Below are 22623 nucleotides of genomic sequence, written 5' to 3' on the forward strand. Positions count from 1 at the left end.
CTCTACTCGGTCGATCCGGTGTCCGGCAGTTCCATGTCGGTGACGACGTTCTCGCCATTGGTCACGTCATAGGCGAGGACGATGTCCATGCCTGGCTTCAGCGCATCGAGATCGGTTTCGGCGTTCAGCTTGTAGGACTTGCCGTCGTCCAGCGTCAGCGTCAGCGCGTCCTTGTCGACCTTCTTGATCAGGCCTTCGGTCTGGCCGGCGAAGGCGGCGGTGGAAATCAACAGCGTGGCGGCAACAGCGCCAATCAGGATACGCATCATCGTCCTCTTTAATCATTGCCGGTACAGCGGCTCGGTCCAACGGAACGGAACTGAGCAGAAACCAATCGAATGTGTCAAAACTAAATCCGCGGGATCACAGTTTGACCACTGTGGAAAACGCCAATAGAAGGCAGGCGACAGCGCCGCGCGTCCTCCTGGACGCGCAAAGGACGCTGTAGCACTTTTGATTTTGTGCATGATCCTTTCCGAAAATCGCTCCGATTCTCGGGGTCATGCGCTAGGCCGGCTCCGACGCCGGCAGGGCTGGTTCCATGTCGCACAACACGTTCGGCCATCTTTTCCGCGTCACCACCTGGGGCGAAAGCCATGGGCCGGCGCTGGGCTGCGTCGTCGACGGCTGTCCGCCCGGCATCCGCTTCACTCGCGACGAGATCCAGGCCGAACTCGACAAGCGCCGCCCCGGCCAGTCGCGTTTTGTGACGCAGCGTCGCGAACCGGATGAGGTCAAGGTCCTGTCCGGCTTCATCCTCGATGAGGACGGTGAGACGATGATCACCACCGGCACTCCGGTGTCGATGCTGATCGAGAATGTCGACCAGCGCTCCAAGGACTATGGCGACATCGCCCGCCAGTTCCGGCCGGGCCATGCCGACTACACTTACGAGGTCAAATACGGCCTGCGTGATTACCGCGGCGGCGGCCGCTCCTCGGCGCGTGAGACGGCGGCGCGGGTGGCGGCCGGGGCGCTTGCCCGCAAGGTCGTGCCAGGCATGGTGGTGCGCGGCGCGCTGGTGTCGATGGGCGATAAATCGATCGATCGCGCCAATTGGAACTGGAATTTCGTCGGCGACGCCGAAAACCCGTTCTTCACGCCCGATCCGGCGTCCGTCGCCGTCTTCACCAAATATCTGGACGGCATCCGCAAGGCCGGCTCCTCGGTCGGTGCGGTCATCGAGATCGTCGCCGACGGCGTGCCGGCGGGGCTTGGCGCGCCGATCTATGCCAAGCTCGACCAGGACATCGCGGCCGGCCTGATGTCGATCAACGCCGTAAAGGGTGTCGAGATCGGCAACGGTTTCGAGGCCGCCCGTATCACCGGCGAGGAGAATGCCGACGAGATGCGCATGGGCAATGACGGCAAGCCGGTCTTCCTGTCCAACAATGCCGGCGGCATCCTCGGCGGCATCTCGACCGGCCAGGCGATCGTCGCGCGTTTCGCCGTGAAGCCGACCTCGTCGATCCTGACGCCGCGAAAGTCGATCGACAAGGACGGTAACGACGTCGAGATCATGACCAAGGGCCGGCACGATCCATGCGTCGGCATCCGCGCCGTGCCGATCGGCGAGGCGATGGTTGCCTGCGCCATTGCCGATCATTATCTGCGTCATAGGGGACAGACAGGGAAGGCAGTAGGGCAGTAGGGCAGTAGGGCAGTAAGGCAGTAAGGCAGTAAGGCAGTAAGGCAGTAAGGCACGCAGCTCCGGCGACAGCAATTTTTTCCTTTTCCCTACTCCCATACTGCCCTACTCCCTTACTCCCCTATTCCCTGCGAGTGAAACGAGCGTCCATGCCTTACGACCAGAAGAAGATCGTTGAAGCCCTGCGCGCCTTCGAGCGCGGCGAGATTGTCGTCGTCATGGACGATGACGGGCGCGAGAACGAGGGCGACCTGATCGTCGCCGCCGTCCATTGCACGCCGGAAAAGATGGCGTTCATCGTCCGCAATACGTCAGGCATCGTCTGCACCCCGATGCCGCGCGAGGAAGCCAAGCGGCTCAACCTGTCGCCGATGGTGGCGGACAATGATTCTGCCCACACCACCGCGTTTACCGTCAGCGTCGACTTCAAGCACGGCACCACGACCGGCATTTCGGCGGACGATCGCACGCTGACAGTGCGCAATCTCGCCAATGGCAATGTCGGCGCGTCCGATTTCGTGCGCCCCGGCCACATCTTTCCGCTGATCGCGCGCGAAGGCGGCGTGCTCATGCGTTCGGGCCATACCGAAGCCGCGGTCGATCTCTGCAAACTCGCCGGCCTGCCGCCGGTCGGCGTCATTTCCGAGCTGGTCAATGATGACGGCACCGTCAAGCGGGGGCCGCAGGTGCAGGCCTTCGCCGAAAACCACGGGTTGAAGCAGATCTCGGTTGCCGACCTCATCGCCTACCGGCAACGCAAGGAAACGCTGGTCGAACGCGTCGCCTGTTCCGACATCGAGACGCCCGGCGGCAAGGCGCAGGTCTTCACCTATACGCTGCCCTGGGATTCCATGCATCACGTGGCGGTCGTCTTCGGCGACATCCGTGACGGCATCGAGGTGCCGGTGCGCCTTCATTCCGAAGACGTGGTCAGCGACGTCTTCGGGACCAGCCACAGGCTGGACGCCATCATGAAGGCGATGGGCGAGCGCAAGCGCGGCGTCATCGTCTATCTGCGCGAAGGCTCGGTCGGCGTCGCCCATCAGGAACGCAAGCGGCCGGCTGCCGGTGACCGAGAGGATCATGAAGAGGCGCGCCGGCGCGAGAACGAATGGCGTGAGATCGGCCTCGGCGCGCAAATCCTCAAGGATCTCGGCATTTCCTCGATCAATCTGATCGCCTCGCGCGAGCGCCATTATGTCGGCCTCGAAGGTTTTGGTATCCACATCGCCAAGACCGAGATTCTTTAGGCCATTCTCACGCTGCTGGTATGCGTCCGGCCCCGCCTCGGGACCGGACGCACCGGAAACTATTCCGCAGCGACCGCGGCTGCGTCGCATGCAGCCATGTCGCAGTCCGGCGCGGCAAGGCTGCGCTGGCCGGCGAGCACGATGACCAGCGCGATTGTGCCTGATGCCACCGATACCCAGAACCCGTTCTGCGCGCCGAAAGCGTCCACCACCCAGCCGGCGGCGAACGAGCCGAGCGCCATGCCGATGCCGATGCCGGTCATCACCCAGGTCACGCCCTCGGTCAGCACCGCCTCGGGCACGCGCCGCTCGATCAGGCCGAATGCCGTGATGAAGGTCGGCGAGATCGCCACGCCGCTGACGAAGACGGCCAGTGCCAGCAGCGGCACGGTGTCGGCTACGAGCAGCGGCAGCGTGGTAAGCGCAATGATGGCGATTGCGATGGCAAGCTGAATTTGCAGCGGCACTTTCAGGTTCAGGGCGCCGATGATGATGCCGACGACGAACGATCCGAGCGCGTAGACGCCAATGACGAAGCTGGCGGCCCCCGGCTGGCCAAGCTCCTTGGTGATCGCCACCGTGCTCACCTCCGTGGTGGCGAAGGTCGCGCCTATGAAGATCAGGGCCAAGGTGATGACCTGGACCGGCCGCAGGCGGATTGCCGAGCCGCCTGAACCATGTTCCACCGGTCGGGCTCGCGGTTCGGTCGAGCGCTGCAGGATGAAGGCCGTCGAACCGAAGGCGAGGAACAATGTGCTCGCGAGCACTCCCGCCTCGGGGAAAAGCGCGACGCTCAGCCCTACCGACAGCGATGCGCCGGCGATGTAGACCAGTTCGTCCGCCGCCGACTCGAAGGCGAACGCCGTGTTCAGTTCGGGGCGGTTGCGAAAAATCTCGGTCCAGCGTGCGCGCACCATTGCCGGGATACTGGGCATGATGGCGGCGAGCAGCGCCGAGACGAATAGCGTCCATATCGGCCAATGCTGATTGGCCGCCGCAATCAGGATCGCGAAAGCGAGCGTGGAAATCACGGTGGTCGGCACCACGATCCGCGTCTGGCCGAGGCGGTCCACCAGTCGCGATACCTGCGGGGCGACGAAAGCGTTGGCCAGCGCATATGTCGCGGAGACGGCGCCGGCCAGCCAGTATTCGCCATCGGTCTGCGACAGCATCGCGACGATCCCGATCGGAGCCATGGCGATCGGCAGCCGGGCAACGAAGCCGGCGGCGGCAAAGCCCTTGGCGCCGGACGCGCGAAAGATCTGCGAATAGGGATTTTGCATGGTCTGGCTCCTCGACAACGGCCGGTTCGGCGATTACATACGTAGCGTATGAGTTTAAATAGATCATACGCTGCGTATGTCAATTGGCATACGAAGCGTATGTTAATAGGGCCAGAGCATGCACAGACCGCGCAAGGAAATGATTGCCGAGACCCGCGCCAAACTGATTGCCGCGGCGCGCCAGGCCTTCGGCACGCTCGGCTATGCCGAAGCCTCGATGGATGACTTCACGGCATCGGCCGGGCTGACGCGCGGTGCGCTCTATCACCATTTCGGCGACAAGAAGGGCCTTCTCCAGGCGGTCATCGCCGAGATCGACGCCGAAATGTCGGCCCGGCTGAAGGTCGTTTCGGCCAAGCCGGACGATCTCTGGCAGGGCTTTGTCGACGAATGCACCGCCTATATCGAGATGGCGCTGGAGCCCGAGATCCAGCGTATCGTGCTTCGTGACGGGCCGGCGGTGCTCGGCGATCCATCGCAATGGCCAAGCCAGAGCACATGCATCCGTTCGATGACAGAGAGCCTGCAAAGACTGAGCGACAAGGGGACAATTCTCGCCGTCGATCCCGAAGCCGCGGCAAGGCTGGTCAGCGGCGCCTCGTTGCATGCGGCGCAGTGGATCGCGAATTCGAACGATCCCGAAGCGACATCGAAGAAGGCAGTGAAGGCGTTCAAGGTTCTTCTGGAAGGGCTGCTCAATCGCACCGGCAGGCTGCATCAACCTGATCGCCTGTCGGCGATTCAGCCCGAGGTTGACCGATCACCGGCCTGAGGTCATCTTTTCGCCAATGTCAGACGGCTCGATCCAGCCGAGGCCAGCCGCGTAAACCCTGTTGAACATCGCACCAGCGACACGCGAAAACATGGCCAAAGCGGTAAGGCGCGCCTATATCGGGGGCATGGTCACGAGACTTTACACCCATCCGATTTTCCTCGAGCACATAACACCGCCCGGTCATCCGGAGCGGCCGGACCGTCTGCGCGCCATAGAGCGTGTGCTTGACGACGAGGCCTTCGCGGCGCTCGATCGCGTCCAGGCGCCTGAAGGCGACGAGGCAACCATCCTCTACGCGCATCCGCCCGAATTCGTCGAACGTGTCCGCGCAGCGATACCGGACACCGGCATCGCCCGTATCGACGCCGACACCACCGCCAGCCCGAAGAGCTGGCAGGCGGCCGTGACCGCGATCGGGGCTGCCAACGCCGCGGTCGACGACGTCTTCACCGGCCGTGCCGACAACGTCTTCGTCGCCGCGCGGCCGCCCGGCCATCACGCCGAAAAGACCACCTCGATGGGTTTTTGCCTGTTCAACACCGCGGCGATCGCGGCGCGCTACGCGCAGAAGAACCATGGCGCCGACCGCGTCGCCGTCGTCGACTGGGATGTGCATCACGGCAACGGCACGCAGGACATCTTCTGGGACGATCCGTCGGTGCTCTATTGCTCGACACACCAGATGCCGCTTTACCCGGGAACCGGGGCCGTGAGCGAAACCGGCGCCGGCAACATCGTCAACGCGCCGCTGGCGCCGCAGAGCGGCAGCGATGTTTTCCGCGACGCCTTTCTGTCACGCGTCCTGCCGGCGCTCGACAATTTTGCGCCCGACCTCATCATCATCTCCGCCGGTTTCGACGCCCACCACCGCGATCCGCTGGCCGAGATCAACCTGACCGAGGATGATTTCGACTGGGCGACTGGCCAGTTGCTCGAACGCGCCGGACGCCATAGCGGCAACCGGCTCGTCAGCCTGCTCGAGGGCGGCTACGATCTGCAGGGATTGGCATTTTCAGTAGCCGCGCATGTCGGGCGGCTGATGAAGGGATAGACGATGGCTGGTGAGACCAACGAGGACGTCAAGGCGATGAGCTTCGAGCAGGCGCTCGAGGCGCTGGAGAGGATCGTCGACGATCTGGAGCGCGGCGACGTGCCGCTCGACCAGTCGATCCGCATTTATGAGCGCGGCGAGGCGCTGAAGGCGCATTGCGATCGGCTGCTGAAAGCGGCCGAGGACAAGGTCGAGAAAATCAGGCTGTCGCGCGACGGCAAGCCGGTGGGGACAGAGCCGCTGGATGCGGATTGAGGCGCGGCCTCGAACGACGATTGTGCTTACCGGCTTTGGACATCATGATTGAGGATAAAACTCATCCCGTTTGAAACGGCTCCAGGACGAGAGGAGATTGCGAACGATGTGCAGAAACATCAAAACCCTGTTCAATTTCGATCCGCCGGCAACCAATGACGAGGTCCGCGATGCCGCACTTCAGTTTGTCCGCAAGCTGAGCGGAACGACGCGGCCGTCGAAACAGAACCAGCATGCGTTCGACCATGCCGTCGAGGCCATTGCCGCCTCGGCGCGCGAATTGCTCGACAGCCTCGAGACAACGCAGCATCCGCGCAATCGCGAAGAGGTGGCGGCCAAGGCGAAGGCCAAATCTGCACTTCGCTTCGCCTGAGGGGACCGCGTGAGCTTCTTTCCCGGAAACGATCCGCAGATGGGCGATGCCTTCGCCAGCGATCAGATCGAACTGATGGTCATTCCGAACGCCAAGGACATCGGCGGATTCCAGGTTCGCCGCGCCTTGCCGACGGCCAGGCGCCGGCTGGTCGGACCCTTCATCTTCTTCGACCGCATGGGTCCAGCCGTTCTGCGGGCCGGCCAGGCGCTCGACGTGCGCCCGCATCCACATATCGGCCTGTCGACGGTGACTTACCTGTTCGACGGCAAGATCAGGCACCGCGATTCGCTCGGCACCGAGATGGTGATCCAGCCCGGCGATGTGAATTTGATGACCGCCGGCCGTGGCATCGTCCATTCGGAGCGCACACTGGAAGAACTGCGCGGCGCGCCGATGTCGGTTTCCGGCCTGCAGACATGGCTGGCGCTGCCGGATGGCAAGGAGGAGGTCGCGCCGGTCTTCGAAAACACCGCGGCTCTGCGCCTGCCCGAAATCGATGCCGAGGGGGTCAGCGGCCGTATCGTCATCGGTGCGTTTTCCGGACTGCGCTCCCCGGTCGCCACCGCTTCGGACACGCTTTATGCCGATCTCAGGCTGGCGCCGGGTGCCAGCGTGAAAATCCCGGCAGATGCCGAGGAGCGCGCCATCTATACGCTGGAAGGCGAGGTTTCGATATCCGGGGACCGCTCCCCGGCCGAGCGGCTGCTGGTTTTCCGGCCCGGCGATGAGATCGTTGTTTCATCGGAGGGCGGCGCCCATTTCATGCTGTTTGGCGGCGCTTCGCTCGGTTCGAAACGTTATATCTGGTGGAATTTCGTATCGTCCTCAAAGGAACGCATCGAACAGGCGAAAGAAGAATGGAAGACGGGCCGCTTCGATATCGTTCCTGGAGACGAGCAAGAGTTCATCCCGCTGCCCGAAAGCTGATGCGCGTTACCGCCACATTTACATTCGCCGGCCAGCGGCATATTTCACGATGAACAGAAAATCTGACCAGGCTCGCAAACAGTGAACGCAAAGCCCGATACGCCGCTTCTCGACAAGGTCCGCGTCCCAGCCGATTTGCGCACGCTTGCCGAAGGCGACCTGCCGCAGCTGGCGTCAGAGCTTCGCGCCGAACTGATCGACGTCGTTTCCCACACCGGCGGGCATCTCGGCGCCGGCCTTGGCGTCGTTGAACTGACCGTCGCGCTGCACTACGTCTTCAACACGCCGGACGACCGGCTGATCTGGGACGTCGGCCACCAGGCCTATCCGCACAAGATCCTGACCGGCCGCCGCGACCGCATCCGCACGCTGCGGCAGGAGGGCGGCCTGTCCGGCTTCACCCGTCGCGTCGAGAGCGAATACGATCCGTTCGGCGCAGCCCACTCCTCAACCTCGATTTCAGCCGGCCTCGGCATGGCGATGGCGCGCGATCTGTCCGATGGCCGCAACAATGTCATTGCCGTCATCGGCGACGGCGCCATGTCAGCCGGCATGGCCTATGAGGCGATGAACAATGCCGGCGCACTGGATGCCCGGCTGATCGTCATCTTGAACGACAATGACATGTCGATCGCTCCGCCGACCGGCGCGATGAGCGCCTATCTGGCGCGGCTCGCCTCCGGCAAGACCTATCTGGGGTTGCGCGATTTCGGCAAGAAGCTGACGTCCTATCTCGGCGAGCGCGCCGATCGCGCCATCAAGCGCGCGGTCGAGCACGCGCGCGGCTACGTCACCGGCGGCACGCTGTTCGAGGAGATGGGTTTCTACCACATCGGTCCGATCGACGGTCACAACCTCGAGCACCTGATCCCGGTGCTGAAGAATGTCCGCGACAATGCCGACGGCCCGGTGCTGATCCATGTCGTGACCCAGAAGGGCAAGGGCTACGCCCCGGCCGAGGCGGCCCCCGACAAATATCACGGCGTCAACAAATTCGACGTCATCACCGGCGCCCAGGCCAAGGCGCCCGCCAATGCGCCGAGCTACACCAAGGTGTTTGCCGAAAGCCTGATCCAGGAGGCCCGAGAGGACGACCGCATCGTCGCCATCACCGCCGCCATGCCGACCGGCACCGGGCTTGACCTCTTCGGCGAAGCGTTTCCGGCGAGGACCTTCGATGTAGGCATTGCCGAACAGCATGCGGTGACCTTCGCCGCCGGCCTTGCCACGGAAGGCTTCAAGCCTTTCGCGGCGATCTACTCGACCTTCCTGCAGCGCGCCTACGACCAGGTCGTCCACGACGTGGCGATCCAGAAATTGCCGGTGCGCTTTCCGATCGATCGCGCCGGCTTCGTCGGCGCCGATGGTGCCACCCATTGCGGCGCCTTCGACACGACCTTCCTGGCGACGCTGCCCGGCTTCGTCGTCATGGCCGCGGCCGATGAGGCCGAACTGCGCCACATGGTACGCACCGCTGCAAGCTACGATGACGGCCCGATCGCCTTCCGCTACCCGCGAGGTAACGGCGTTGGTGTCGAGATGCCGCAACGCGGCTCGGTATTGGAGATCGGCAAGGGCCGGATCGTCAGGGAAGGCGCCAAGGTTGCGCTGCTTTCCTTCGGCACCAGGCTGCAGGATTGCCTGGCCGCGGCCGAGGAGCTCGGCGCGGCCGGCCTTTCGACCACGGTGGCCGATGCCCGTTTTGCCAAGCCGCTCGACGAGGACCTGATCCGGCGGCTGGCCCGTTCGCACGAGATACTGGTGACGGTGGAAGAGGGCGCGGTCGGCGGCTTCGCCAGCCATGTGCTGCAGTTCCTGGCCCATGAAGGGCTGCTGGAGAGCGGCCTGAAGGTGCGCCCGCTGGTGCTGCCCGATGCTTTCGTCGACCATGCCAAGCCGGAAAAGATGTATGCCGACGCCGGGCTGGACAGCGCCGGCATCGTGCGCACCGTGTTCGTGGCGCTGGGGCATACAGCGCAGGCCCAGCGCGCCTAACTTGGACGCATTCCAGCGACGCCGAAGCGATCGACTTTGCTGCAAGATGCTAGTCTGAATCAAAATCTCAACTGCTTGAATCAAATCGCCGGCGAACTGCCGTAAGATGCTGATTACGCAGCCGTTTGGCGATTTGCTTACCGTGTTCTTTGGCCGTTCTTCAACGCTGCCCTGCTAGAAAGCGACCGGCAGGGGAAAGAAGACCAATGAGATCGCTTTTGGGCGGCATCGCGCTAACGGCCACCTTCGCCGCGTCGGCCGCGGCCGAAACGCGCTACGACCGCAAACTCGAAGAGGCGGTGATGGGGATCGTCGCCGGCAAGATCGGCGAAATCCGTGGCGGCTTCTCCTACAAGCAGGCGCCGCAATTGGTCGTCGTGCCCGATACCTTGCCGAAGGCGTCCAGTTCCATTGACCGGCCGCGCACACAGGTGTCCGGCGACAGCGGCGACGGTCTGACGCCGGCCGTCGAACGGCGGGTTTCGCGGACCATATTCTAAAGCATGATCCCGAAGAGACTCTAGAAACTAGAACCACATATCCCGCACACAGCGACCATCTCTCGGCAAATCCTCGAATGTATCGAGACCATCGAAATGGTCGATCGGGAGATCGGCGACAGCCTCGGGCGGCGCAAGCCTCACATTGACGGCGATGCGGTAGCGCCCAGCCGCATCGGGATGCACACCGCGCCATGCCAGGACGCAAGCGCACGTTGGACAGAAGAGAATCTCAAGCGAAGGATGAGCCTTTCCGACGCGCCGATAGGCGCTTACGGGCCCGGCAAGGCGGATTCGTTCGTCGACATAGTCGTAAGCCCAGAGCGTGCCGTAACGACGGCAAAGTGTGCAATTGCAGGCAGTGATCGAACCGGGGTCGCCCTCCAGGGTCCAGTGGGCTGCGCCGCAGTGGCAGGTTCCCGTCAGCATGTTCCTCCTCCACGTTTCGACGGCTAAACGGCATCTCTTTCTTAGCATTGCGTCGGGTCTCGTGCGAGATTTGACAAACAGCACAGCGGCTGATGAGTTCACTCGCTTTTCCAACTATGCCTTCTCTCATCGCCAATATCCTTGCCATCATCGTTGGCTTTCGCCATGAAGGCCGATGACTTCCCTTCCGCCAGCCAGCATACGCCAGCGGCTCGACGAATTGCTCGTCCAGCGCGGCCTGTTTGCCAGCCGCTCGCGTGCCCGCGACGCGGTCGAGCGCGGCACCGTGACGGTCGACGGCATCGTCGCCATCAAGCCGGGCCAGGCCGTTCTGCCTGAGTGCAACATCGTCGTTGACGATCCGGCGCAAGGTTACGTGTCGCGCGCCGCGCTGAAGCTGAAGGCTGGTCTCGACCATTTCGCGCTCGACCCAACTGGCTGCGAAGCGCTCGATGTCGGCGCCTCGACCGGCGGCTTCACGCAGGTGCTGCTCGAACGCGGCGCGGCGCATGTCATGGCGATCGATGTCGGGCACGGCCAGATGCACTCCGACATTGCCGGCGATCCGCGCGTGACGGTAATTGAAGGCCTGAATGCGCGCGAACTGACTACCGCCGATCTCGGCGGCCGTGTGCCGGATTTCATCGTCTCGGATGTCAGCTTCATCTCGCTGAAACTGGCGCTGCCGCCGGCGCTTGCCTTGGCCAGGAACGGCGCAAAAGCCGTGTTTCTGGTCAAGCCGCAATTCGAGGCCGGCCGCGAGGCGATCAGCAAGGGCGGCCTGCTGAAGGACCCCTATGATGCGGCGCGCATTGCCGGCCTGATGCAGGACTGGCTCGACACCATTCCCGGCTGGCGCTCACTGGGGCTGCATCTGTCGCCGATAGAGGGCGGCGACGGCAACCGCGAGTTCCTGCTCGGCGGCATCAAGGACGTCGAGACCCAGAAGCGATGAGCACCCGTTTCACGATCGCAAAATTGGGCTCGCAGGGCGACGGCATCGCCGAGACGGAAACCGGCGAGGTTTTCATTCCGTTTGCGCTGCCGGGAGAGGTGGTCACCGCCGCGCGGGAGAAAGATCGCGCTACCTTGATGTCGGTGCTTGAGGCTTCGCCGCTGCGGGTCGATCCGCCGTGCCGGCACTTCGGCGCGTGCGGCGGCTGCGCCGTCCAGCATCTCGAGACTGAAGCCTATAACCGGTGGAAGCGCGAAAAGGTCGTACACGCACTGAAGAGCAAGGGCATCGCTTGCGATGTCGGCGCGCTGGTGCCGTGCGCGCCGCACACGCGCCGCCGCGTCGTCTTCACCGCCCGGCGGAGCGAGGCGGGAATGCAGTTCGGCTTCGTTCGCGCGCTGTCATCCGAGATCATCTCGATCGAGGAATGCCCGATCTCGCTGCCGCAGATCGTCGCTGCGCTCCATCGCTTGAAAGCCCTTGCCGGACTGATCTGCACCACGACCAAATCGTTCCACATGGCGGTGACGGTGACCGGTTCCGGCCTCGATGTCGCGGTTCACGATTCCGGCAAGCTCGGCGAGAACCAGCGCCGCGTCGCGTCCAACTTCGTCATCGCCGAGGGGCTAGCCAGGCTGTCGGTCGACGGCGAGATCATTATCGAACCAAAGAAACCGGTCGTCCTGTTTGGTGGCGTCGCCGTCGCAGTGCCTCCGGGCGCTTTCCTGCAAGCGACCGAGGCTGCCGAACAAGCGATGGCCAACATTGTCGGCCAGCATCTCGCGCGTGCCAAAAAGGTTGCCGATCTCTTCGCCGGCTGCGGCAGCTTCGCGCTGCGCCTGGCCGCAAGATCGGAGGTTCATGCGGTGGAAGGCGATGCGGCAGCACTCGCGGCGCTCGACCGGGCATTCCGTTTCGGCAGCGGCCTGAAGCGGGTGACCGGCGAACGTCGCGACCTGTTCCGGAGGCCGCTCACATTCAAGGAGTTGAATGCCTTTGACGGCCTAGTTTTCGACCCGCCTCGCGCCGGCGCCGAGGACCTGTCGAAGCAGATCGCGCGCTCCGACGTGCCGCTCGTCGCCGCGGTGTCCTGCAATCCGGTAACGCTGGCGCGGGATCTTCGCATCCTCCTCGATGGCGGCTACGCCTTGAAGAGCGTGACGCCGATCGACCAGTTTCTGTGGTCGCCGCATGTCGAGGCCGTGGCGCTGTTGGAGAAGCCGAGGCGAAGGCGCTAGCAGCATTTATGGGGGCGTCAAAATGCGCACCAACAACGCGCATTTGAACGTGCGTTGTTCAAAATGTGCTAGGAAATTGTAATGAGCACCAAAGCCTTTGAGATTTCGGCATCGCGCTTCGGCGAGGAGCGGACGCCGTTTCTCTCGCCGAAGCGGGTCGCTGAACTGCTCGGGATCACTATGACCGAACTGGCGGGCCTGACCGGCATCGCCCGCAACACGCTTGCCGCCAAGTCCGGTGCGCGCAAGGTCGACACCGCGTTGAGTCCCATTGTCCGTATCCTGGCGATGGCCGGCGAGATGGCCGGTGATGAACAACGTGCGGCGATCTGGTTCAAGCATCAGCCGATCCCCGGTTGGGCCGGAAAGACCGCCTACGATCTGGTTCGCGAAGGCAAGACGGACAAGGTGCTTGCCTATCTGGAGGGAGTCCGCTCCGGCATCTATGCCTGAAGCCACCCTGTGGCGCGCTTTTGTGCCGCGCTGGGCATGCGTGACATCGTGGATAGAGGCTTTGTGCCCGAGACGCACGCGCTGTGGCGCTGGAACGAAAACGACGCTCCGGGTCTCGAAATCACCGATCCCGACCATCGCCTGCCGAAAACACCGGCTTCATGGCTTTAGCGCAGTTCGAGCTGCGGCGAGCACACCCGCCTCCATTTCTTCCAACGTCTTCGGCCTGCTTCTGTGGGGCAGGGATCCAAACACGTCCTCTGGCCGCGTCTCGGCAAAGACCCGCGCCGGCTTCAGCAGCACGCCCTCCGGAGTATCTTCGACCAGCAGGCATGTGCCGGCGGCCCATTGCCTCTGCTCTCGGATCGCGCTGGGCAGTAGGACGCTTCCGTCGGCCGAGACTGTGGTCGTGAGTCCTTTCGTAGTAGGCATCGCCGCGCATCCTTTTAGCGAACGCAAGACATAAACCAGCCGCCAGCCGCGATCAAACCCTGGTGCCGCCGACCGTCATCTGGTTCATCCTGAGATGCGGCTGGCCGACGCCGACCGGCACACCCTGTCCGGCCTTGCCGCACATGCCGATGCCGGTGTCGAGCTTCATGTCGTTGCCGATCATCGTAACCCGATGCATGGCATCCGGCCCATTGCCGATCAGCATGGCGCCCTTGATCGGTTGCGTCACCTTGCCGTTCTCAATCATGTAGGCCTCGGTGCAGCCGAACACGAACTTGCCTGAAGTGATGTCGACCTGGCCGCCGCCGAACGACACGGCATAGATGCCGTTCTTGACCGAGGCGATGATTTCCTCCGGCTCCATGCCGCCTGCTGTCATGTAGGTGTTGGTCATGCGTGGCATCGGCTCGTGCGCGTATCCTTGGCGCCGCCCGTTGCCGGTGGCTTTCATGCCCATCAGCCGGGCATTCTGGCGGTCCTGCATGTAGCCGACCAGCTTGCCATCGTCGATCAGCACGTTATGGGCCGAAGGCGTGCCTTCGTCGTCGACGGTCAGCGAACCTCGCCGCTCGGGCATGGTGCCGTCATCAACGACGGTGACGCCTTTCGCCGCCACCTGCTGGCCAAGCAGGCCGGCGAAGGCCGACGTCTTCTTGCGGTTGAAATCGCCTTCCAGCCCGTGGCCGACGGCTTCGTGCAACATGACGCCCGGCCAGCCGCTCGACAGCACGATGTCGAAAGTGCCGGCAGGTGCTGGAACCGCTTCGAGATTGACGAGCGCTTGCCGCAATGCCTCCTTGGCAGCGTGCCGCCAGCTGTCCTCGACCAGGAATTCGCCAAAATCCTTGCGGCCTCCCATGCCGTAGGAGCCGCTCTCCTGGCGGTCGCCGTCGCCGACCACCACCGACACGTTGATCCTGACCAGCGGACGGATGTCGCGCACCATCTGGCCGTCGGCGCGCACGATCTCGACATGCTGCCACGAGGCGGCGAGCGACGCCGTCACCTGCCTGACGCGCGGATCCTCGGACCGCAGCCACGCGTCGATTTCCTGAAGCAGCTTGGCCTTGGCCTCGAAGGAAGGCGAGGGGATAGGGTTTACGTCGCCGTAGAGATGGCGGTTGGTGCGGGCGGGCGCTGCGGCAAGCGTGCCGGAATAGCCGCTCTTCACCGTCGAAACGGCATCGGCGGCGCGCAGCAGCGAGGCTTCGGAGAGATCGCTGGAATGGGCGTAGCCGCTGGCTTCGCCGGCGACGGCGCGCAGGCCGAAACCCTGGTCGGTGTTGAAATTCGCTGTCTTCAGCTTGCCATTGTCGAACATCAGCGCTTCGCTTTCGCTGTATTCGAGAAACAGTTCGCCGTCATCGGCGCCGTTGATAGTCTCGGCGACGATCTGCTTGATGCGATCGTCGGAAATGTCGAATTGTCCGATCAGGCTGTTCATGGCGTATCCGTTCGCAGGAGGATTGTTTCCCACGATGTAGGCGCGAAGGCCCGCGCAGACAATCTGAAATGAGGCTTGCCGTGACCGCGGCCGGTCAACATCACTGGATCGTGCTACAGCACCGCGTTCAGGGCAGGGCGGCGAAGCCGTCGGCGAAACCCTTGAGGTCGACGGGAATGCCGATGCCCTCTTCCGGTGTCTGGAAGACGATGAAGGTCGCGGACGTACCGGTCTTCAGCGTGTCGAGCAGCGGCTTTTCGAGGATGACCTCGGCATAACAGCCGTCCTGGAAACAGCGCACGAAGTAGGCGCGGCCGATATCCTTGCCGTCGACATTGAGGCCGAGGCCGTTGGGCAACAGCACACCGAGCGGCGCCAGCACACGCAGGATTTCGGCCTTGTTGTCGGCTGTGCGCAGCACGACGACGGAAAGCCCCATTTCCGGGCGGTCCTCGGCGACGACGTTCTGCATCATCACGCATTGTTCGGATGTAGCACCGGCCGGCGTATCGCAGATGATCGACCACGCTCCATGCGTCGACTTCACCGTGCCGCTTGGCTGCGCGGCATTGGCCAGGCCGGCGCCGGGCAAGGCTATTGCGGCGGCAACAAGGATGACCTTCGCCAAGGTTCTCGAAAGCCAAGGGTTCATGACGGCTCCATTGCGAATCACGGCACTTTAAGCCGCACTAAACCCAAGTAAAGGACGAGACCCCGGCGATCTGCCCCGACACAGGCGACAATGCGCTTTTCTGTGCCAATTTCGCCCTAATTGCGACGGTTCCGCGCGCCGCGCGGCTCATTCTACCCGGATGCCGCTCTGGTGATTCGCGGCGAGCTGTCACCGCACGAAGCCAGCGCCGCGCTTGCGCGCAAAAATGCCGCACGGGTTCCGGCGCTCCCTTCTTGCGGAGGCAAATAGAGTATGGTTTGAACCAGCCTTGAATTGTCCGGGATTCCCGTCCCGGCATTGTTCGACATTCTTGCGGTTCGATCGCGAGGAACTGGGAGATGACGAGGGCGATGAGAAAATTCCTGGCAACCGCCAAAATCGTAGCTAGTGCCGCTGCCACGTTGTTTGCCGCTGCATCCGCTCATGCAGCCCAGCCCCAACCTTGGGAAACCAGTTTTCAGCCTCCGGCAACCGACATCATGCGGCAGATCGAATGGTTCGGGAACTACTCGTTCGCGTTCATTATTGTGATCACCGCCTTGGTGCTTTTTCTGATCGCCTACTGCATTTTGCGGTTCCGGGCGAGCGTCAACCCGACCCCGTCGCGCACCAGCCACAACACGCTGATCGAGGTCATCTGGACTGTCGGTCCCGTCGTCATCCTGCTCTGTCTCGCCATTCCCTCGTTCCAGCTGCTGACCGCGCAGTACACGCCGCCGGAAGAAGCCAAGCTGACCGTCAAGGCGACCGGCAATCAGTGGAACTGGGACTACGAATACCAGGTCGACAACACGCTTTCCTTCAATTCCGCGATCCTTCAGGATGCCGACAGGGCTGCTGCCGGCAAGGAAGATCGCGCCGCGTATCCGCGCCTGCTCGCCGTCGACAATGAGATGGTGGTGCCGGTCAACACCATGACCCGCGTGCTGGTGACGGCGACCGATGTCATTCACGCCTTTGCCATGCCGTCCTTCGGCATCAAGACCGATGCGGTGCCGGGTCGCATCAACGAGGTGTGGTTCAAGGCCGACAAGGAAGGCCTCTATTACGGCCAGTGCTCGGAACTCTGCGGCAAGGACCACGCCTTCATGCCGATCGCCATTCGCGTCGTCTCCGATGCGCAATACAAGACCTGGCTGGCGGCAGCCAAGACCGACCTTCCCGGCGCCAACAAGGCGCTGATGGCCGAGGTCGATGGCACGAACAAGGTAGCGGCCGCCGGCAACTGATGCCGCGACCAGAAAAGATTCAGGGAACGGAGCCGACCATGGCAGACGCTGCAGCTCACGACGACCACGACCACAAGCCATATCATGGCTGGGTCCGGTGGGTGTATTCGACCAACCACAAGGACATCGGTACGCTTTATCTGATCTTCGCAATCATGGCGGGCTGCATCGGTGGCGCCTTGTCGGTCGTCATGCGCATGGAATTGCAGGAGCCGGGCATCCAGATATTCACTGGCCTGGCGCAGATGGTCTACGGCATGAACGGCGACGCCGCCATCGACGGCGGCAAGAGTATGTACAATGCTTTCACCACCGCGCATGCGCTGATCATGATCTTCTTCATGGTGATGCCGGCGCTGATCGGCGGCTTTGCCAACTGGATGGTACCGATCATGATCGGCGCGCCGGATATGGCCTTCCCGCGCATGAATAACGTGTCGTTCTGGCTGCTGCCGCCGGCTTTCATCCTGCTGATTTTCTCGGCCTTCGTCCCGAGTGCGCCCGGCGCCTATGGCGTCGGCGGCGGCTGGACGCTTTATCCGCCGCTGTCGACATCGGGCCAGCCTGGGCCGGCCATGGATCTGGCGATTCTTTCAATCCACATCGCCGGCGCCTCCTCGATTCTTGGTGCCATCAACTTCATCACCACCATCTTCAACATGCGCGCGCCCGGCATGACCATGCACAAGATGCCGCTGTTCGCCTGGTCGGTGCTGATCACGGCCTTCCTGCTGCTGCTGTCGTTGCCGGTGCTGGCCGGCGGCATCACCATGCTTTTGACCGACCGCAATTTCGGCACCACCTTCTTCGCCCCGGACGGCGGCGGCGATCCGATCCTGTTCCAGCACCTGTTCTGGTTCTTCGGCCATCCGGAGGTCTACATTCTGATCCTGCCGGGTTTCGGCATCATCAGCCACATCATCTCGACCTTTTCGAGGAAGCCGGTGTTCGGCTATCTCGGCATGGCCTATGCGATGGTTGCCATCGGCGCGGTGGGCTTCATCGTCTGGGCCCACCACATGTACACGACGGGCCTGTCGCTCGACACCCAGCGCTATTTCGTCTTTGCCACCATGGTCATCGCGGTGCCGACGGGTGTGAAGATCTTCTCGTGGATCGCCACTATGTGGGGCGGGTCGATTTCGCTCAAGACCCCGATGCTGTGGGCGATCGGCTTCATCTTCCTGTTCACCGTTGGCGGCGTCACCGGCGTGCAGCTGGCCAATGCCGGCCTCGACCGCCCGCTGCACGACACCTATTTCGTGGTCGCGCACTTCCACTACGTGCTGTCGCTGGGCGCGGTCTTCGCCATCTTCGCAGGCTGGTACTACTGGTTCCCGAAGATGACCGGCTACATGTATTCGCCGGTGATCGCGAACACCCACTTCTGGGTCACTTTCGTCGGCGTCAACCTGGTCTTTTTCCCGCAGCACTTCCTCGGCCTTTCGGGTATGCCGCGCCGTTATATCGACTATCCCGATGCCTTCGCCGGCTGGAATATGGTGTCGTCCTACGGCTCGTACATCTCGGCTGTCGGCGTCGTCATCTTCCTGTTCGGCGTCTTCGAGGCGTTCCAGAAGAAGCGCGTCGCCGGCGCCAATCCTTGGGGCGAGGGTGCGACCACGCTGGAATGGCAGCTGCCTTCGCCGCCGCCGTTCCACCAGTGGGAACAGTTGCCGAAGATCAAGTAGGCGGTTGCCTCCTTTAATACGGAACCGCCGGCCGGCCGGCGGTTTTGGCCAACGGAATGATGGACTTTAAGTACGCATGGCCCTTGCCGAAGACAGACTGATTGACGAGCCGGGCTTCCGCATGTCGGAAGCGACGGCGGGCGATTTCTTCGCCCTGCTGAAGCCGCGCGTCATGTCGCTGGTGGTGTTCACCGCGTTTGTCGGCATGGTCGCCGCCCCGGTGACCATCAATCCGCTGCTGGCGGTGATCGCGATCCTGGCTATTGCCATTGGTGCTGGCGCATCCGGTGCGCTCAACATGTGGTACGACGCAGACATCGATGCGGTGATGACGCGCACCGCCGGCCGTCCCGTGCCGGCCGGCCGCATCCGGCCAGGCGAGGCGTTGAGCTTCGGATTGGTGCTGTCGGTTCTGTCGGTGATGACGCTCGGCGTGCTGGTCAACTGGTTGGCAGCGTCGCTTCTGGCCTTCACCATCTTTTTCTATGCCGTCATCTATACGATGTGGCTGAAGCGCTGGACGCCGCAGAACATTGTCATTGGCGGGGCCGCCGGTGCCATTCCGCCGGTCATCGGCTGGGCGGCGGTAACCGGATCGGTCAGCCTCGAAAGCTTGGTGCTGTTCCTGATCATCTTCCTGTGGACGCCACCGCATTTCTGGGCGCTCGCGCTGTTCAAGTCGGAGGACTACGCCAAGGCAGGTATTCCGATGATGCCGAATGTCGCCGGCCATCCCGCGACCAGACGCCAGATCTTTGCCTATGCGCTGGTCCTCGCGCCGGTTGGCGTGCTGCCATGGGTTCTCGGCTTCACCACGCCGGCCTATGGCATCGTTGCATTGCTGCTCGGCGCCGGCTTCGTCTGGTATGCGTGGAAGGTGCTGCAAATGGCCGATGACGACAGGGCGATGAAGCCGGCCAAGGCCTTGTTCGGCTATTCGCTGCTTTATCTCTTCGCCATCTTCGCCACCTACCTTGGCGATTGCGTCGTCGCGCGCGCGCTGACCATCGGTGGAGCATGAGCATGGCCGAAAAGAAGCTTGAACTGGTCACGCTGACCGAACGTCAGCAGAAGGCCCGCCGCAATCGCTCGGCCGCAATCGGTTTCGCGCTGGCGGCGCTGGTCGTCATATTCTACGTCGCGACCATCGTGAAATTTGGTCACAGTTTCCCCGGCTCGATGTGAGCTGACGATGACCAGGCAAACAGTCACCGATCCTACGAAGAAAAATACGAACCGCGTCGTCGCTGGCGTCTGCATCGCGTTCTTCGGCGGCATGATCGGCATGGCCTACGCCGCGGTGCCGCTCTATGCGATGTTCTGCCAGGCGACAGGCTACGGCGGCACCGTCAAACGGGCGACCCAGCAATATGCCGATCGGGTGCTCGACCGCGACATCACCATCCGCTTCGATGCCAACACCGTCGGCGTTCCCTGGCAATTCCAGCCGGTCGCCCGCTCGATCACCATCAAGATCGGCGAGACCGCCGAGGCGCATTTCAGCGCGACCAACAAATTCAGCCGGCCCATCACCGGACGCGCCACCTTCAACGTGCAGCCTGAACTGGCCGGACCTTACTTCAACAAGGTCGAGTGTTTCTGCTTCACCGACACGACGCTGAAGCCCGGCGAGACACTGGACATGCCGGTCGTGTTCTATGTCGATCCCGACATCGTCAACGCGCCGGAACTGAAGGATTTGAAGACGATTACCCTGTCCTACACGATGTTCCCGGTCGACAAGACCAAGCCGGTCGCATCGGTGCCGGCCGACGGCCGCCGCAACAAGATTTCAGATACCGAAGCAAGCCTCGGGGGTTGATATGGCAGACGCACACGCAAAACCACAACATGACTACCACCTCGTCGACCCGAGCCCGTGGCCTTTCCTGGGCTCCGTCGGGGCGCTGGTGACCGCGTTCGGCGGCGTCTGTTACATGCAATACCTCAAGGGCGGCGATTTCCCGATCTTCGGTTTCAATGTCGCCAATCCATGGCTGTTCTTCATCGGCCTGTTGATCGTCATCTACACGATGTTCGCGTGGTGGTCGGATACGATCAAGGAAGCGCATGAGGGACACCACACCCGTGTCGTGTCGCTGCACCTGCGCTACGGCATGATCATGTTCATCGCCTCCGAGGTGATGTTCTTCGTCGCCTGGTTCTGGGCCTTCTTCGACGCCAGCCTGTTTCCGGGCGAGGTCCATCAATACGCCCGTACCGCCTTCACCGGCGGCGTTTGGCCACCCAAGGGCCTCGAAGTTCTCGACCCCTTCCATCTGCCGCTCTACAACACCGTCATCCTGCTTCTGTCGGGTACCACGGTGACCTGGGCGCACCACTCGCTCATCCACGGCGACCGCAAAGGCCTGATCAATGGCTTGGTGCTGACCGTCGGCCTCGGCATGCTGTTCACCATGGTGCAGGCCTACGAGTACATGCACGCGCCGTTCGGCTTCAGGGATTCAATCTACGGCGCCACCTTCTTCATGGCGACCGGCTTCCATGGTTTCCACGTCATCATCGGAACGATCTTCCTGCTGGTCTGCCTGATCCGCGCCATGAAGGGCGACTTCACGCCCAAGCAGCATTTCGGCTTCGAGGCCGCCGCCTGGTACTGGCACTTCGTCGACGTGGTGTGGCTGTTCCTGTTTGCCTCGATCTACGTCTGGGCATCGAACGGCGCGATGATCGAACCGCACTGAGATCGAGCTGAGGAAATCGACAAGGCGGCTGCGGCGACGTGGCCGCCTTATCTTTTACGGCAAATGCTCCTAGGATGACCTCATGAGCGACGACAAGGCGATCTGGCCACCAATCGATGCGATCTCGGCCGGCCTGCATGGCCGCTGCCCCCGCTGTGGCGAGGGCAAGCTGTTCTCCGGGTTCCTCACGGTCGGCAATCGCTGCACCAATTGCGGCCTCGATTATTCCTTCGCCGATGCCGGCGACGGGCCGGCGGTGTTCGTTATCCTGATCATCGGCTTCATCGTCGTCGGCCTGGCGCTGTGGATGGAGGTGACGCTCAATCCGCCGCTCTGGCTGCATCTGCTGCTGTGGATTCCGCTGACGCTGGTGCTCTGCCTGGCAGCGCTCAGGCTGATCAAGGGCGTGCTGCTGACGCTGCAATACCGCCACAAGGCGGCCGAGGGCCGGCTGGACCGCGGCGAATGAGCGAGGCATCAGGTTCGGTGGCCGGCCGGTCGCGGCCGAAGCGCGCATTGGCGCTCGGCCTGGGTATCGTCGTGTTTTTGATCCTGCTGGCGCTCGGCACTTGGCAGGTTCAGCGCCTGCACTGGAAAGAGGGCCTTCTCCAGACGATAGACCAGCGCACGCATTCGGCGCCTGTGCCATTGGCCGAGGTCGAAAAGCGGTTTGCTGCCACCGGCGACGTCGACTACACGCCGGTAACGCTGACCGGCACTTTCCTGCATCAAGGCGAGCGGCATTTTCTCGCCACCTGGGAAGGCCAGTCCGGCTTCGATGTCTTCACGCCGCTGCAGCTCGACGATGGCCGTTTCGTACTGATCAACCGCGGCTTCGTGCCTTACGATTTCAAGGACCCAGCCAAGCGGCCGCAGGGGCAGGTGACGGGCAAAGTGACGGTGATGGGGCTCGCCCGCAACCCGCTGTCGGCCAAGCCCTCGATGATGCTTCCCAACAATGATCCGCAGAAGAACATCTTCTACTGGAAAGATCGTGACGCGATGGCCTCGAGCGCCGGCCTGCCGGCAGGTGCGGCGCTGGTGCCGATCTTCATCGATGCGAACGCCGCGGCCAACCCCGGCGGGCTGCCGGTTGGCGGTGTCACCGTCATCGACCTGCCGAACAGCCATCTGCAATATGCGATAACCTGGTACGGCCTTGCCGCCGCCCTTGCCGGTGTCCTTATCTCCTGGCTCCGCCGCCCGGCGAAAGACCAATGATCGCCGCCACAACCCTTGACAGGGCAGGGCCGCACACCTCATTTCGCGCCTTGAGCTCAGAAGTCATAGCCG

General features: G+C 62.9%; 26 protein-coding genes and 1 pseudogene. 21 read left to right on the forward strand and 6 right to left on the reverse strand.

What is annotated here, in order from left to right; genetic code table 11:
- Window positions 1–2 precede the first annotated feature (2 nt).
- Window positions 3–266, reverse strand: coding sequence for a DUF1344 domain-containing protein (locus AC0L2X_RS01755; protein ID WP_023716902.1), 264 nt, complete (start codon window positions 264–266; stop codon window positions 3–5).
- A gap of 275 nt (window positions 267–541) precedes the next feature.
- On the opposite strand from AC0L2X_RS01755, the gene aroC reads away from it, so the two are divergent.
- On the forward strand, window positions 542–1651 hold the full coding sequence (aroC, locus tag AC0L2X_RS01760; RefSeq protein ID WP_473553380.1) for a chorismate synthase: 1110 nt from the start codon (window positions 542–544) through the stop codon (window positions 1649–1651).
- Between the two features lie 146 nt (window positions 1652–1797).
- Entirely contained in the window at window positions 1798–2898 is a 1101-nt protein-coding gene (gene ribB / locus AC0L2X_RS01765) for a 3,4-dihydroxy-2-butanone-4-phosphate synthase (protein WP_473553382.1), read from the forward strand.
- A gap of 59 nt (window positions 2899–2957) precedes the next feature.
- Here ribB and AC0L2X_RS01770 read toward each other — a convergent pair whose 3' ends face one another.
- Window positions 2958–4181 carry an MFS transporter gene (locus AC0L2X_RS01770; protein ID WP_473553383.1) on the reverse strand — a complete coding sequence of 408 codons (1224 nt, stop codon included), beginning with the start codon at window positions 4179–4181 and terminating at the stop codon, window positions 2958–2960.
- A gap of 118 nt (window positions 4182–4299) precedes the next feature.
- On the opposite strand from AC0L2X_RS01770, the gene AC0L2X_RS01775 reads away from it, so the two are divergent.
- From AC0L2X_RS01775 to AC0L2X_RS01805, 7 genes are all read left to right on the forward strand, one after another.
- Window positions 4300–4953 (forward strand): TetR/AcrR family transcriptional regulator, encoded by a 654-nt coding sequence (locus tag AC0L2X_RS01775; RefSeq protein WP_473553385.1) that lies wholly within the window; start codon window positions 4300–4302, stop codon window positions 4951–4953.
- 127 nt (window positions 4954–5080) lie between these two features.
- A complete protein-coding gene (locus AC0L2X_RS01780) occupies window positions 5081–6007 on the forward strand; it encodes a histone deacetylase family protein (RefSeq protein WP_473553681.1) in 927 nt (308 codons plus the stop codon).
- Window positions 6008–6010: 3 nt separating this feature from the next.
- Window positions 6011–6262, forward strand: a complete 252-nt coding sequence (locus AC0L2X_RS01785; RefSeq protein ID WP_031211056.1) for an exodeoxyribonuclease VII small subunit — start codon at window positions 6011–6013, stop codon at window positions 6260–6262.
- Window positions 6263–6368: 106 nt separating this feature from the next.
- Window positions 6369–6635, forward strand: a complete 267-nt coding sequence (locus AC0L2X_RS01790) for a DUF2277 domain-containing protein (protein WP_023716908.1) — start codon at window positions 6369–6371, stop codon at window positions 6633–6635.
- A gap of 9 nt (window positions 6636–6644) precedes the next feature.
- Window positions 6645–7565 carry a pirin family protein gene (locus AC0L2X_RS01795; protein ID WP_473553386.1) on the forward strand — a complete coding sequence of 307 codons (921 nt, stop codon included), beginning with the start codon at window positions 6645–6647 and terminating at the stop codon, window positions 7563–7565.
- An 81-nt stretch (window positions 7566–7646) separates the two neighbouring features.
- Window positions 7647–9560, forward strand: a complete 1914-nt coding sequence (dxs, locus tag AC0L2X_RS01800; RefSeq protein WP_473553388.1) for a 1-deoxy-D-xylulose-5-phosphate synthase — start codon at window positions 7647–7649, stop codon at window positions 9558–9560.
- 206 nt (window positions 9561–9766) lie between these two features.
- Window positions 9767–10060 (forward strand): hypothetical protein, encoded by a 294-nt coding sequence (locus tag AC0L2X_RS01805; protein ID WP_352489607.1) that lies wholly within the window; start codon window positions 9767–9769, stop codon window positions 10058–10060.
- A gap of 27 nt (window positions 10061–10087) precedes the next feature.
- On the opposite strand, the gene AC0L2X_RS01810 is transcribed toward AC0L2X_RS01805, so the two are convergent.
- Window positions 10088–10489 carry a GFA family protein gene (locus tag AC0L2X_RS01810; RefSeq protein ID WP_352489608.1) on the reverse strand — a complete coding sequence of 134 codons (402 nt, stop codon included), beginning with the start codon at window positions 10487–10489 and terminating at the stop codon, window positions 10088–10090.
- A 175-nt stretch (window positions 10490–10664) separates the two neighbouring features.
- Between AC0L2X_RS01810 and AC0L2X_RS01815 the strand changes: the two genes are divergently transcribed.
- The 4 genes and pseudogenes from AC0L2X_RS01815 to AC0L2X_RS01830 all read left to right on the forward strand — a co-directional run.
- Entirely contained in the window at window positions 10665–11444 is a 780-nt protein-coding gene (locus tag AC0L2X_RS01815; protein WP_352489609.1) for a TlyA family RNA methyltransferase, read from the forward strand.
- Complete coding sequence (locus AC0L2X_RS01820; protein WP_473553390.1) at window positions 11441–12682, forward strand: class I SAM-dependent RNA methyltransferase; 1242 nt, start codon at window positions 11441–11443, stop codon at window positions 12680–12682. The genes AC0L2X_RS01815 and AC0L2X_RS01820 overlap by 4 nt, the downstream gene beginning before the upstream one ends.
- Window positions 12683–12763: 81 nt before the next feature.
- The gene (locus AC0L2X_RS01825; protein WP_473553392.1) at window positions 12764–13135 is read left to right on the forward strand and encodes an antitoxin Xre/MbcA/ParS toxin-binding domain-containing protein; all 372 of its coding nucleotides are present in this window, start codon (window positions 12764–12766) and stop codon (window positions 13133–13135) included.
- Between the two features lie 39 nt (window positions 13136–13174).
- Window positions 13175–13306: pseudogene (locus AC0L2X_RS01830) on the forward strand (RES family NAD+ phosphorylase); the annotation flags it as partial.
- Here AC0L2X_RS01830 and AC0L2X_RS01835 read toward each other — a convergent pair.
- The 3 genes from AC0L2X_RS01835 to AC0L2X_RS01845 all read right to left on the reverse strand — a co-directional run bounded on the left by AC0L2X_RS01835 (window position 13295) and on the right by AC0L2X_RS01845 (window position 15684).
- A complete protein-coding gene (locus AC0L2X_RS01835) occupies window positions 13295–13567 on the reverse strand; it encodes an AbrB/MazE/SpoVT family DNA-binding domain-containing protein (protein ID WP_473553394.1) in 273 nt (90 codons plus the stop codon). The pseudogene AC0L2X_RS01830 and the gene AC0L2X_RS01835 sit on opposite strands and share 12 nt — an antisense overlap.
- 52 nt (window positions 13568–13619) lie before the next feature.
- Entirely contained in the window at window positions 13620–15032 is a 1413-nt protein-coding gene (gene tldD, locus AC0L2X_RS01840; protein ID WP_352489613.1) for a metalloprotease TldD, read from the reverse strand.
- 127 nt (window positions 15033–15159) lie between these two features.
- Complete coding sequence (locus AC0L2X_RS01845) at window positions 15160–15684, reverse strand: invasion associated locus B family protein (protein WP_254818452.1); 525 nt, start codon at window positions 15682–15684, stop codon at window positions 15160–15162.
- Window positions 15685–16055: 371 nt separating this feature from the next.
- Between AC0L2X_RS01845 and coxB the strand changes: the two genes are divergently transcribed.
- The 8 genes from coxB to AC0L2X_RS01885 all read left to right on the forward strand — a co-directional run bounded on the left by coxB (window position 16056) and on the right by AC0L2X_RS01885 (window position 22551).
- Complete coding sequence (coxB, locus tag AC0L2X_RS01850; RefSeq protein WP_352489615.1) at window positions 16056–16934, forward strand: cytochrome c oxidase subunit II; 879 nt, start codon at window positions 16056–16058, stop codon at window positions 16932–16934.
- A 38-nt stretch (window positions 16935–16972) separates the two neighbouring features.
- Entirely contained in the window at window positions 16973–18625 is a 1653-nt protein-coding gene (gene ctaD, locus AC0L2X_RS01855; protein WP_292657466.1) for a cytochrome c oxidase subunit I, read from the forward strand.
- Window positions 18626–18701: 76 nt separating this feature from the next.
- Window positions 18702–19646 (forward strand): heme o synthase, encoded by a 945-nt coding sequence (locus AC0L2X_RS01860; protein WP_352476672.1) that lies wholly within the window; start codon window positions 18702–18704, stop codon window positions 19644–19646.
- A 2-nt stretch (window positions 19647–19648) separates the two neighbouring features.
- Complete coding sequence (locus tag AC0L2X_RS01865; protein WP_198023516.1) at window positions 19649–19810, forward strand: hypothetical protein; 162 nt, start codon at window positions 19649–19651, stop codon at window positions 19808–19810.
- A 7-nt stretch (window positions 19811–19817) separates the two neighbouring features.
- A complete protein-coding gene (locus tag AC0L2X_RS01870; RefSeq protein ID WP_473553396.1) occupies window positions 19818–20447 on the forward strand; it encodes a cytochrome c oxidase assembly protein in 630 nt (209 codons plus the stop codon).
- Window position 20448: 1 nt separating this feature from the next.
- Window positions 20449–21330, forward strand: a complete 882-nt coding sequence (locus tag AC0L2X_RS01875) for a cytochrome c oxidase subunit 3 (protein WP_023674137.1) — start codon at window positions 20449–20451, stop codon at window positions 21328–21330.
- 82 nt (window positions 21331–21412) lie between these two features.
- On the forward strand, window positions 21413–21799 hold the full coding sequence (locus tag AC0L2X_RS01880) for a DUF983 domain-containing protein (RefSeq protein WP_352489617.1): 387 nt from the start codon (window positions 21413–21415) through the stop codon (window positions 21797–21799).
- Complete coding sequence (locus tag AC0L2X_RS01885) at window positions 21796–22551, forward strand: SURF1 family protein (RefSeq protein WP_473553398.1); 756 nt, start codon at window positions 21796–21798, stop codon at window positions 22549–22551. Before AC0L2X_RS01880 ends, AC0L2X_RS01885 begins: the two co-directional genes overlap by 4 nt.
- The last annotated feature ends 72 nt before the right edge of the window (window positions 22552–22623 follow it).

The sequence above is a fragment of the Mesorhizobium sp. WSM4828 genome (assembly GCF_055811175.1).